Source organism: uncultured Subdoligranulum sp. (assembly GCF_937890665.1).
The window spans coordinates 1-12,399 of sequence record NZ_CALADU010000264.1; the positions used below are offsets into that span (position 1 = coordinate 1).

Genomic DNA, 12,399 nt, shown 5'->3' on the forward strand with positions numbered 1-12,399 from the left:
CCCGCCGCACCGAGGAATACTTTCATAAAGCCGAAGCGGAGGGCGCCGTGGTGGACCTGTGTCCCCCCGGCACCCTGCCCAAGAGCTTTTTGCTCACCGATTTCCCCGACGAAACGGTGTATCTAAGCCCCCTCTCCCCCGCGGCGCTGAAAAAGCGCACCGAAAAGGTGGAGTGGTGACTGGAAATTTTGCCGCTGGTAGCTCCGATACCCCAGTACGGGGGTTCGGGCACCCCCGAATCAGAAGTGGAGCACCGCCAAAACGGCAGGAAAAACAGTCTCTTCAGGCGATTTTGCCTGCGGGGCCACGCCCCGCAATCGCGCCCACAGAATCAAGCGCGATGCAAAAACCAACGCGAAGCGTTGGTTCCGAAATACACGGCCCCGGAACCGGGGCCATTGGGCGAATTTCCTAACTTTGGTCACTCAAAAAGGAACACCCCCCGGCAGCGCAAACCTGCCGGGTCCACAACGACCTTCCCATTTTTCTATATATTTTCTATCCGAACCCTCACCCAAACAGGAGGCAATCACTTCATGGCAGAAGAAATCATCACCGAATCCAACCGCGAGACGGCGACCGACCACGCCTACGGCGGCGCGCAGATCCAGGTTCTGGAAGGCCTGGAGGCGGTGCGCAAACGCCCCGGCATGTATATCGGTTCCACCGGACCTTCCGGTCTGCACCACTTGGTCTACGAGATCGTCGATAACTCCATCGACGAAGCGCTGGCCGGGTATTGTACCCATATCGAAGTCACCATCAAGCCGGGCAACATCATCGAAGTATCGGACAATGGCCGCGGCATCCCCGTGGACATCCAGCCCAAGTTGGGCATTCCGGCGGTCACCGTTGTCTACACGGTGCTGCATGCCGGCGGCAAGTTCGGCGGCGAGGATTCCGGCTACAAGGTGGCGGGCGGTCTGCACGGCGTGGGTGCGTCGGTGGTCAACGCCCTGTCGGAATGGCTGGTCGTACGGGTACGCCGGGACGGCGCCGAGTACGAGCAGAGCTTCAAGCGGGGCAAACCGGACGGCGACTTGAAGAAGATCGGTCCTGCGGCGTCCACCGGCACCACGGTCACCTTTAAGCCGGATCCCGAAATGTTCCAAGAAACCACGGTTTATCGTTACGAAACGCTGCTCAAGCGCCTGCGGGAAGAAGCCTTCCTCAACGCCGGCGTGCGCATCACCCTTACCGATGAACGCCCGGCGTCGGAGCGTCCCAGCGACGAGCAGGACAGCGAGAACGACACCCGCAGCGAAACGATGTGCTACGAGGGCGGTATCCGTTCCTTTGTCAGCTACCTGTGCGAGCGCCGGGACCTGACCCCCCTGACCCCGCAGGTCATGTATATGAAGGGCGAGGGACAGGGCGCCGTAGCGGAAGTGGCCCTGCAATACTACGACAACAGCTACAACGAACTGCTGCTGAGCTTTGCCAATAACGTTCATACGCCGGAAGGCGGCACCCACGAGGAGGGCTTTAAGCTGGCCCTGACCCGTGTGCTGAACGAGTATGGCCGGGCCAAGGGCATCTTGAAGGACAAGGACGAGAACCTGTCCGGTCCCGACGCCCGGGAAGGCATCATTGCGGTCATCAGCGTGAAGCTGCAGGAAGCCCAGTTCGAGGGCCAGACCAAAGCCAAGCTGGGCAACACCTTCATCAAGGGCTTGGTCAGCAACGTGGTCTACAAGGCGATGACCGAATACTTTGAAGAAAACCCCGCCGCTGCCAAAGCGATTTTGGAGAAAGCTACCCAGGCGGCCCGGGCCCGGGCTGCCGCCAAGAGAGCCCGGGAACTGGTGCGCCGCAAGAGCGCGCTGGAATCCAACCGGATGCCCGGCAAGTTGGCGGACTGCCACGAAAAAGACCCCAGCAAGACCGAACTCTTTATTGTGGAGGGCGATTCTGCAGGCGGCTCGGCCAAGATGGGCCGGGATTCCAACATTCAGGCCATTCTGCCCTTGTGGGGCAAGATGCTCAACGTAGAGAAGGCCCGCGCCGACCGTATCTACGGCAACGACAAGCTCATGCCGGTGGTCACGGCGCTGGGCACCGGCATCGGGGATGAGTTCGACATCTCCAAGGTGCGGTACCACAAAATCTTTATCATGGCCGATGCCGACGTGGACGGTTCTCACATCTGCACGCTGATGCTGACCTTCTTCTTCCGGTATATGCGGCCGCTGATCGAGCACGGCTATGTCTATGTAGCCCAGCCGCCGCTGTTCAAGCTGCAAAAGGGCCAGACCGTCAAGTACGCCTACAATGACGACGAAATGAAGCTGCTTTCGGCCGAGATGCCGGGCGCCAAGGTGAGCCGCTACAAAGGTTTGGGCGAAATGAACCCCGACCAGTTGTGGGAGACCACCATGAACCCCGACAACCGGGTCATTGTCCAGATCAAGATCGAGGACGCCGAGCGCGCCGATGAAGCCTTCAGCATCCTGATGGGCGAGCAGGTGGAACCCCGCCGCCAGTTCATCGTCAAAAACGCGAAGTTCGCGAATCTGGACGTGTGACGGTTTTTGTTCCTTCTTTGCAAAGAAGGAACCGAAGAAACTCCAAACCAATTCCAAGGTGGTACACTGAATGGAAGAAAATATCATTATGGTGCCGGGGTCCGGCACCAAGGTCATTGAGCGCGATGTCAAACAGGAGATCGAAACGGCCTTCTTGGACTATTCCATGTCGGTCATCGTCTCCCGCGCGCTGCCCGATGTGCGGGACGGCTTGAAACCCGTTCATCGCCGCATCCTGTACACCATGCACGAGCGCGGCAACGACCCGCAGCATCCCTACCGTAAATCCGCCGATACCGTCGGTGCGGTGTTGGGCTCCTACCATCCCCACGGCGACGCCTCCGTGTATGACGCCATGGTGCGTCTGGCACAGGATTTCAGCCTGCGGTATCCGCTGGTAGACGGCCAAGGCAACTTTGGTTCGGTGGACGGCGACCCCCCGGCTGCTTACCGTTATACCGAGGCCCGCATGTCCAAAATCGCCTGTGAGATGCTCACCGACATCGAGAAGGACACCATCGACTGGGACCCCAACTTCGATGAAACCAAGAAGGAACCCCACGTGCTGCCCAGCCGGTTCCCCAACCTGCTGGTCAACGGCAGTCAGGGCATTGCCGTCGGTATGGCCACCAACATTCCGCCCCACAACCTGCGGGAAGTGGTGGCCGGTATGTCGGCCCTGATGGACAACCCCGACATCGATTTGGCGGGCCTGATGGAATACATCAAAGGCCCCGACTTCCCCACCGGCGGCATCATCATGGGCCGGTCGGGTATTCGGGCGGCCTACGCCACCGGCCGCGGCAAGATCACCCTGCGGGGCCGTGCTGAGATCGTCGAGAAGAAGAACGGCCGGTATGAGATCCTCATCACCGAGATCCCCTACATGGTCAACAAGACCCGCCTGCTGGAATCCATCGGCGACTTGGTCAAGGAGAAGCGCATCGAGGGCATCTCCGACCTGAACGACGAATCCTCCAGCCGTACCGGCATGAAGATCGTCGTCGAGATCAAGAAGGACGCCAACCCTCAGGTGGTGCTGAATCAGCTCTACCGCTACACCCAGTTGCAGGACACCGTGGGTGTCATCATGTTGGCGCTGGACGACGGCGTGCCCAAGATCATGAGCCTGAAAACCGTCATGGAACGCTACATCGAGTTCCAGATGGAAGTCATCCGCCGCCGCACCGCCTTCGATCTGCGCAAGGCGCAGGAGCGGGAACATATTCTGGAAGGCTTGCGCAAGGCCGTGGACATCGTGGACGAGATCATCGCCACCATCCGTGCCTGCAAGGGCGGCTTTGCCGAAGCCCGGCAGGCGGTCATGGAGCGGTTCGACTTCGACGAGCCGCAGGCTGACGCCATCGTCAAGCTGCAGTTGGGCCGTCTGGCCGGTCTGGAAATCCTCAAGATCGAGCAGGAATTGGACGAACTGCGCAAAGCCATTGCCGATTACAAGGACATCCTGTCCAACGATGAGCATGTTAAGCGGATCGTCAAGACCGACCTGAACGCTTTGGCGGAGAAGTACGGCGACGAGCGCCGCACCTCCATCGAGGCGGTATCCGGCGAGGTGGACATCGAGGACCTGATCCCCGAGGAGACCTGCGTCTTTACCCTGACCCACGAAGGCTACATCAAGCGGACGGCGCTGGACACCTATCAGGCCCAGAACCGCGGCGGCCGGGGCGTGCAGGGCATGACCCAGAAGGACGACGACTTTACCGAGGAGTTGTTCGTGGGGTCCACCCATGACTATATGCTCTTCATGACCGATCAGGGCCGCGTCTACCGGCTGAAAGGTTATCAGGTGCCGGAGGGCAGCCGCACCGCCAAGGGCAGCCATATCGTGAACCTGCTGCAGTTGCAGGAGGGCGAAAAGGTCACTCTGATGCTTCAGCAGAGCGCCAAGGCTGACGAGGACAACACCTATCTGACGATGGTGACCCGGCAGGGCCTCATCAAGCGTACGCCGCTGTCCCAGTTCCGCAACATCCGTAAGGCGGGCTTGATCGCGCTGGGCCTGAACGAAGGCGACAGCTTGGTGTGGAGCCACCTGACCGGCGGCAACGATGAGATCATCGTGGCCACCCATGACGGTGCTGCCATCCACTTTACCGAGTCGGGCGCCCGGTCTATGGGCCGTACCGGCCACGGCGTGCGGGTCATCCGCCTGCGGGAAGGCGACTATGTGGTGGGGGCAGGCGTCTGCCGTCCCGGCGCCACGGTACTCACCATCACCGAGGATGGCAAGGGCCGCCGCAGCCGCATCGATGATTACCGCATCACCAAGCGGGGCGGTCTGGGCATCCGCAACTACGCCAAGGGCGGCGTAGCGGGCATCAAGATCGTGGACGAGACCGACGACCTGATCCTCATCAGCGCCAACGGTATCCTCATCCGCATCCATGCGTCGGACATCAATGTGCAGAGCCGCTACGGCAGCGGTGTGCGGGTCATGCGCCTGACCGAGGGCGATAAGGTAGCCATGGTGGCCCGGGTAGACCGGGACAACGACGCCGAGACCGCCAAGGTGGAAGTCGAGGCCGGTGACGACGCCGAACCCTCCGCCGAGGAACTGGCTGCCATCGAGGCCGCCGAACGCGCCGACGTGCCCGACGACGAGTAATTGATTTTTTGCTGTTCTTTTCTTGCTTCGGGCGCAGCGGTGCCAGCTCCCCGGCACCGTTCTGCTCTGCTGCCGGAGCACATCTGCTGTGTCACTCGGGCTTGCCATACATACAGTATGGCTGCCCCCTCCTTCCTTGCGGCTGTGCCCGGCAGCGAGCATTCCGGTACCGTTGTCTGACCCGCTGCACCCGGAAAAGAACCAAAAGAACTCTCATAAAAAATCCCCCGCAGGGTTACTACCCTGCGGGGGATTTTTCGTTAGAGTTTCTTCGGTTCCTTCTTTGCAAAGAAGGAACAACAGACAGACAATCAGTCGTGGCGGATGGCTTCCAGGGCGCTGATCTTGACGGCATTGTTAGCGGGCAGGATACCCGACACAAGGCCCACCAGCGTGGCAAAGACCAGAGCCGCCAGCATCAGCCAAGGCGGGATGATCGAGATGGTGCTGGACATACCGCCGTAATACATGCCGCCGCCCATCAGGCCGGACAGGTCGATGGTCTGCCCGAACACCGAGAGGATCAACGACAGATGGTTGAGCACGAAACTGACCAGCAAACTGATGGCCACGCCCACCACACCGCCGATGAAGCCGATGCAGGAACTTTCCATCAAGAACATGGTGCGGATGTTGTTCAGTTCACACCCCAGCACCTTCATGACGCCGATTTCTCGGGTCCGTTCATAAATGGCCATCGTCATGGTATTGATGATGTTGATGGCCGCTACCAACAGCGATACAGCCGCCACGCCGCCAAAGATCATCTGGCTGCGGACCACCTGCTTTTGCATCTCTTCCCGCTGCTGGTTCATCGAGTAGGTGTTCTCGAATCCCAAGTCATGGATGGCCTTCTCTACGTCGGCCACGTTTTCCAGCTCATCCACTTTCACATAGACCTGATCGTAGGAGGTGTTGTTGTTGGTGATCTTCGCCATCTTATAATAGGCTTCCTCGATCATCTTCAGGTCCTGGGTGCGCAGGATGATGTTGCTCTGGGTCCACCAGCCTTTGCTGGCGTCCTGCTGGATGTGTCCCACCACTTCCAAGTCCCAGGTCTGGGTCTTTTCGGTGGACCCCTCCCCCGTTTTGATGGTCAAGGTCATCTTGTCCTTGTCCACATTGACGAAGGGTTCTACCGGGTTGCCCTGGGCGTCCACCATGCCCTGCCAGCGGTACCGGTTGGGGCTGGTTTCGCTTTTGCGGGAATCATAGAAATTGTAGCCGGTGTAATCCCCCACCAGCACCTGCAATTTGGTGGCTTTTTTGTTGGCGGGGCCGGTGTCGGGCCAGCGCCCCGAGGAAAGCTGGAATCCCATGGGTTCCAGCGCGGCGGGGTCCACGCCGGTCAGGGAACCCAGATCCATCACGTACCGGTCATTGGTGCCGGCGTTGACGCTGCCCTGCAAGGAATAGGCCGAAACATACGCCGTTGCGGCCAGAACATGGTCCAACTTTTTAAAACTTTCGATGGCTGCGTCGTCCAGTTTGAGCGCCTTTCCGTCTGCGCCCACTGCCATGCCGCCGCCGTAGACCTGAATCTGGGTCAGATCGCCCCAGCTTTGCAGCATCTCGTCGTTGGCTTGGCTTTGGGCAATGCCCAGCGAGATCATCAGCACCACCATGCAGGTGCCGATGACCACGCCGATGAGCGTCAGGGCGGTGCGGCCCTTGCGGCGGGTCAAGTTGCGGGCGCTCAGGGCGATTTCATCAGAGATCTTCATCGCTGTCCTCAGCTTCCAGAGCGGCCAGAGCCATGGCCTTCTTCTTTTTCTTACGCTTGATGACGACTACGACCACCACGACGACCACCGCGCCGCAGGCAACGATGAGCACCCAGCCCCAGACCGGCATGCCGGTGGTTTGGGGCTGCATCTCATCGATGGTGGGGTCCGTGATGGACGGGTCGTACATCATCTCTTCCACGGTGGTGGAGAAATCCTTGGTGATGGTGCGGGCTTCGCCGCTGGCGTCCTCGTAGCTCAGCGTGATGGTACCGGTCACCGCACCGGCGGCGTCGGGCGTCAGGTCAAAGTCCACGCTGCCCTCGGTGCCGGCGTTGAGGTTGCCTAAGTACTGGTAGCCGCCGGCGCCCAGATTGGTGCCGGACAGCCGGGCTTCCAGATTGGAAATGGGGTTTTTGCCCTTGTTGACGTAGCTCAGGGAAACGCTGGCCGTTTCGCCCAGCACCACGCTGGAGGGCACCTGAAGCTGGCCCACCTCGAAGCGGTCGGGCTGGCTGATGGGGATCGAGATGGAGGTGGTGCCCGTGACGGTCTTGCCGGAGATGGCCCCGATGCCCGTGAGGTTCACGGTGATGTCGGCCACGGTGCCGGTAAAGCCGGAGGAGGGCAGGACCGGGAAGGTGACTTCCCGGATGGATTCAGGGGAAAGGCTGCCGATATAGTTGGAGAGGCTGCCGCTGGCCAGAGAAACGTTTTCCGGCATGGTCAGCGAAACGATGACATCGGACAGGTCCTCGTTGCCGGCGGTGGCGTAGACGCCCAGCGAGAGGGTGAACTCCTCACCGGCTACCACGGGGCCGTCGCCGTAGCTGGAGGAACGGACCAGCAAATTGGGAGAGGTGGTCTGGTCCTTGTCCACGCACTGGCCGATGGAAACGCTGAACTGCTGCATGGGCTTGGTGGTATCCAGATAGGTCAGGTTGATGGGCAGGGTGTTGCCGCCGCCGTTGTAGATCACATCCCGGAAGAGCAGCACATAGCTGTAATAGTTGTAGTAGGCGTTGGCGGCCTTTTCTTCTTCGGTGGCCTGCCCGTTGCGCACCCGCTTCAGGCGTTCGGTGTTGGGGTCGTCGTTGTTGTCAAACAACTGGCCGATCTCGCCGATGCCGGTGTACTGGAACACCGAGGAGCTGATGCGGGCGGTGATGTCCTCCGGCCGGACGGCATACCGGGCCGAGGAATGGTCCACCACCTGCAAAACGACGTTTACATGGTCGCCCACATCCACGGTGGTGATCTCGCCGCCGGCGGTGTCGGTGACGGTGTAGCCCACCACATAGACCCCGTCCGAAGTGGGGGGCGTGGTGTTGTCCGGCGTGGGAGTAGGCGTGGGGGTATCGGTGGTGCCGGAAGAAGCGGTGCTGTCGGAAGCGGCATCCTCCGCATGGACCACCGGCATGCCAAGCGCCGACACCAAGGCCAGCAGGGCAATCAGGGACAGGATACGTTTCAAGATAAGACCTCCAGTTTTTCGGCAGGCAGCGGCCCGCCGTAGCGATTTCGATGGGCAGATAAGCCGTGGGGGTTAGGCCTTGGCTTGGGTGGGTTGGGGCGTTTGCTTGTCTTTCCCGGTTTTTTCTTTGCTGGCGTCGCCGCCAATGTTCAGGTTGCCGTCCAAATCGGCAAACAGTTCATCCCGGTACTTTTGTTTGGTTTCGTCGTCCTGCACCACGCTGGACTGGACCTTGCCGTCCAGAATGGTAACGATGCGGTCGGCACATTGGGCCAGTTCCGGTTCGTGGGTGACCATGACGAAGGTGACCTGCTGGGTCTTGGACAGTTCCAGCATACGGTACAAGACCTGCTTACTGGTCATCGAGTCCAAGTTGCCGGTGGGTTCGTCGGCAAAAATGACCTTGGGGTTGCTGACAAAGGCCCGGGCAATGCCGACGCGCTGCTGCTGGCCGCCGCTCATCTCGGTGGGCAGGTGGTTGGCCCGGCCCAGCAAGCCCATGTTTTTCAGTTCCTTGCGGGCCAGCTTCATGCGGGTCTTTTTGTCCACCCCTTTGAACATCAGGGGTAAGGCTACATTTTCGGCAGCGGTCATGGTGGGCAGCAGGTTGTAACTCTGGAAGATGAACCCCAGATGGGCCTGCCGGAACCGGGCCAGTTCGGTCTCGGTCATGGCGCTGATCTCGTGCTTGCCGATGAACACCTTGCCCCGGGTGGGTTTTTCCAGCCCGGCCAGCATATTCAGCAGCGTACTTTTGCCGCTGCCCGATTGGCCCACGATACAGCAGAACTCCCCTTTCTCGATGGAGAGGTCCACGTCGTTCAGGGCCACGACCTTTTCTTTGCCCACGGCGTAGACTTTGCGCAGTTTTTCGGTGCGGATGATGGGTGCCAAACATCTGCCCCCTTTCCAAGCGTGTATTGGCCTTATTCTACCATACTTCGACAGGAAAGAAAAGGCCGTCCCATGTAAATTTTTGCGGCACCGCAAACCCCATAACGGCGGGATTTGCGGCGCCTTTGTCTATACAAACGAGGCAACCCTTCGATGGGTTGCAAAATCTTGCAAAAAAGTTACATTGCAACAAGATTTCGGCGCCCAAGGGGAAGCATTTCGGCATTTTGTCAGGGGGTCTCTCCCCTCTTTCCCTGTAAAAGAGAACAGGTACGGTCCTGCGGCCATGCCTGTTGGTTTGGAATTTTTTTGAGATTTTTTCCCTGCTTTTATCGGAGTTTCTTTTTGGAGTTTTTTTGGAGTTTCTTTGCCTACTTTCTTTGCAAAGAAAGTAGGCAAAGAAAGTAGGTCACTCCATGCGGCTGACCTGCCAGCCGTCGTCGGTCAGGGTCAGGCCGATCTCGCCGGTAAAGGTCACCGGGGTAATGCCTTCCGGGCTGGCCGTCACCGTATAGGTGTAGTTGGCTTGGGTGTCGGTGTTGGAATAGGCTTCCTCCAGCGCTACCGATTCCACCACCACGGCGGTATCCGGTCAGGTGGTCAGCACCCGGGTAGGCACCCGGTTGGCCGTCAGGGTACTCAGCCCTTCCTCAGTAAAGTGCGCCCCCAGCCGCTGGGTCCAGTATTCGTTCAGCGATGCCTCGTCGGTGACGCTCTCGGCCAGTGCCGTTTCAAAGGACGCGCTGTCCCCTGCCTCGCAGCTATACACCGCCTCCAAAACCGTTTGGGCGGTGGTTTCGGCGTCCGCTTCGGGCTGGGCCCCGCACCCCGCCAACAGCGCCGCTGCCAACAGCCCTGCCGCTGCCACACCGCGGAACAAACCCTGCTTTTTCATGGAACATCGCTCCTTCTTATATAAGGTATCTTTAGGATAGCAAACCTTTTTATATTTGTCAATAAAAACTATTGACTATTGCCCTCGGTATGGTATCGTGATACTGAAAACCTTTACAGAAATGGGCAGCGCTATGAAAGCAGAACGAAGAGAAAAAGGCGGTACGCCGCAAGGGATGCGGGATGCATTCAAAAAGACCACCACCGAGATGTTGGTCTTATTCATGCTGCGTCAGCGGCCCATGTATGTCTACGAAATGGCGCAGGAAGTGCAGCGTCTGACGGCGGGGGTGCTGACCTACAACACCCTGTATCTGGCGGTCTACCGGCTGCAGGCGTCGGGCTGTATCGAGGAAGCGGAAAAACGCATCGAGGACGGCCGGGCGCGGATCTATCTGGGCATCACGGCGGCGGGGCAGGTCTACTACGAGCAGCTCTATGCCGAATACCGGACGCTGACGGCGGCGCTGGACGGGTTGTTGGCCCGGGACGGCGCCCTGTACGGAGAGGAATCGCAGGATGTTTGAGCAGAAACAAAAACGGTTTGTGCGGCAGGCAGCTTCCGCCCTGCCCGGGGCTGAAGCCCGGGACGCCTTTGCCCGCTATGTGGCGGGGGCAGTGCGGGATTTAAGCAGCCCCGAGGACGGCTTTGCCCCGGTGGCGGAACAGTTGGGCGGCACGGCGGAGCAGGCCGCCCGGGACTTTTTGGACAGCCAACCCCCCGAGGTGGTGGAACGCTGGCGGCAGTCTGCCCGGCGCGCCAACCGCCGCTGCTGGATCGCCGTGGGGGTGGTGATCGCGGTGCTGGCGGCCATTGTGGCCTTTTATGTAGCCACCAAGGGGGTGCTCATCGTCAACACCGAGACCACCTACTATGATTTCAGCGGCACCGACCTCACTGCCGAAGAGCAGTTGGAACTGGTCATGAAGCTCAACGAGGAGAAACATGCCGCCGACTCGGCGGCCTCGTGACCCATCGAAAGGACCCCATCCATGTCTGAAGCCTATACTATTCTTCCCATCGCCCACATCCGCACCGACTTTCCCGACAAGTTCGGCATTCCCCGGCAGAGCGGCCTTGTGCCGGAACTGACGGCCCGCATCGTCTTTGAGCCGGACTACCGGGACCCCCACGCCTTGGTGGGGCTGGAAGGGTACAGCCATCTGTGGCTGATCTGGCAGTTTTCCACCGTGGCGGCGGAGTATGCCGCCGGCAAGCGGTGGCGGCCCACCGTGCGGCCGCCCCGGTTGGGGGGCAATGCGCGGCGGGGGGTGTTTGCCACCCGCAGCCCCTACCGGCCCAACGCCTTGGGGCTTAGCTGCGTGGAACTGGCGGGCATCGAGGACGGCGACCTGTTGGTGAAAGGGGCGGACCTGCTGGACGGCACGCCGATTTACGACATCAAGCCCTACCTGCCCTATGTGGACGCCCACCCCGAGGCTCGGGGCGGCTTTGCGGACGCCACCGCCCACTATGGGCTAAAGGTAGAATGTGACCCCGCTTTTTTGGCCAAACTGCCCAAAGAAAAACAGGCGGCGCTGCTGGGGGTGCTGCAAAACGACCCCAGACCGGCCTATCAGCACGACCCCCAGCGGGTCTACACGCTGGACTTTGGGACGAACAAGGTGCGGTTCACGGTGGACGGACAAACCTTGCAGGTACGGGAAATTTTGTAGATCGCAGCCCCCGGGATATTTGGCAAACCGTGTCATATTTCGGACTGCAAAATTGTGCATTTTGCAAGGTTTGTAGAAAAATAGTCAAAATGCACACATCCGCCGCAAAAATCTGTGCAACATTCTAAACAAAAACCCTTTACGAATCAGGTTCCTTTTTGGTACAATAAAGCTATGCAAAAGCGTCTTTCTAGCTGTGCGCCCGGGGCAAAACACAGGCACACGGCCGGCTAGGCGTGGGCCTGTGCGGGTAAAACCGTGCAGAACTGCAAAACTACTCTTGAAAATGGAGGAAGAAAAATGCCCAGAGCAAAACAGTCTATGGACGGCAATACCGCTGCGGCGCACGTAGCCTATGCGTTCACCGATGTGGCTGCCATCTACCCCATCACTCCGTCCAGCCCCATGGCTGATACGGTGGACCAGTGGAGCGCTGCCGGCCTGAAGAACATCTTCGGCAACCAGGTTAAGGTCGTCGAGATGGAGTCCGAAGCCGGTGCTGCCGGTGCTGTGCACGGTGCCCTTGGTACCGGTGCCATCACCACCACCTTCACCGCATCCCAGGGCCTGCTGCTGATGATC

The 12,399-nt window shown here is 59.8% G+C and carries 11 protein-coding genes; 6 read left to right on the forward strand and 5 right to left on the reverse strand.

Annotated features, from left to right (window positions below; genetic code table 11):
• Positions 1-536 precede the first annotated feature (536 nt).
• Both gyrB and gyrA read left to right on the forward strand, forming a co-directional pair.
• Positions 537-2,525 (forward strand): DNA topoisomerase (ATP-hydrolyzing) subunit B, encoded by a 1,989-nt coding sequence (gyrB, locus tag Q0526_RS14660; RefSeq protein WP_298735108.1) that lies wholly within the window; start codon positions 537-539, stop codon positions 2,523-2,525.
• A gap of 70 nt (positions 2,526-2,595) precedes the next feature.
• Positions 2,596-5,154: a DNA gyrase subunit A gene (gene gyrA / locus Q0526_RS14665; protein ID WP_298735110.1), complete on the forward strand. Its 2,559-nt coding sequence runs from the start codon at positions 2,596-2,598 to the stop codon at positions 5,152-5,154.
• A 311-nt stretch (positions 5,155-5,465) separates the two neighbouring features.
• Here gyrA and Q0526_RS14670 read toward each other — a convergent pair whose 3' ends face one another.
• The 5 genes from Q0526_RS14670 to Q0526_RS14690 form a co-directional block, all read right to left on the reverse strand.
• Entirely contained in the window at positions 5,466-6,878 is a 1,413-nt protein-coding gene (locus Q0526_RS14670; RefSeq protein ID WP_298735112.1) for an ABC transporter permease, read from the reverse strand.
• Complete coding sequence (locus tag Q0526_RS14675) at positions 6,865-8,352, reverse strand: hypothetical protein (RefSeq protein WP_298735116.1); 1,488 nt, start codon at positions 8,350-8,352, stop codon at positions 6,865-6,867. The genes Q0526_RS14670 and Q0526_RS14675 overlap by 14 nt, the downstream gene beginning before the upstream one ends.
• 72 nt (positions 8,353-8,424) lie before the next feature.
• Complete coding sequence (locus Q0526_RS14680; protein WP_298735118.1) at positions 8,425-9,246, reverse strand: ABC transporter ATP-binding protein; 822 nt, start codon at positions 9,244-9,246, stop codon at positions 8,425-8,427.
• Positions 9,247-9,655: 409 nt separating this feature from the next.
• Positions 9,656-9,823 (reverse strand): hypothetical protein, encoded by a 168-nt coding sequence (locus Q0526_RS14685; protein ID WP_298735121.1) that lies wholly within the window; start codon positions 9,821-9,823, stop codon positions 9,656-9,658.
• Between the two features lie 15 nt (positions 9,824-9,838).
• Positions 9,839-10,141 carry a hypothetical protein gene (locus tag Q0526_RS14690; RefSeq protein ID WP_298735123.1) on the reverse strand — a complete coding sequence of 101 codons (303 nt, stop codon included), beginning with the start codon at positions 10,139-10,141 and terminating at the stop codon, positions 9,839-9,841.
• A 133-nt stretch (positions 10,142-10,274) separates the two neighbouring features.
• Here Q0526_RS14690 and Q0526_RS14695 point away from each other — a divergent pair, with 133 nt between their 5' ends.
• The 4 genes from Q0526_RS14695 to Q0526_RS14710 all read left to right on the forward strand — a co-directional run.
• Positions 10,275-10,667, forward strand: coding sequence for a helix-turn-helix transcriptional regulator (locus tag Q0526_RS14695; RefSeq protein WP_298735126.1), 393 nt, complete (start codon positions 10,275-10,277; stop codon positions 10,665-10,667).
• Positions 10,660-11,112, forward strand: coding sequence for a hypothetical protein (locus Q0526_RS14700; protein ID WP_298735129.1), 453 nt, complete (start codon positions 10,660-10,662; stop codon positions 11,110-11,112). The genes Q0526_RS14695 and Q0526_RS14700 overlap by 8 nt, the downstream gene beginning before the upstream one ends.
• A 21-nt stretch (positions 11,113-11,133) precedes the next feature.
• Positions 11,134-11,817 carry a tRNA (N6-threonylcarbamoyladenosine(37)-N6)-methyltransferase TrmO gene (gene tsaA, locus Q0526_RS14705; protein ID WP_298735132.1) on the forward strand — a complete coding sequence of 228 codons (684 nt, stop codon included), beginning with the start codon at positions 11,134-11,136 and terminating at the stop codon, positions 11,815-11,817.
• 300 nt (positions 11,818-12,117) lie between these two features.
• Positions 12,118-12,399: hypothetical protein (locus tag Q0526_RS14710; protein WP_298735134.1), on the forward strand; the 282-nt coding region annotated here is incomplete at its 3' end.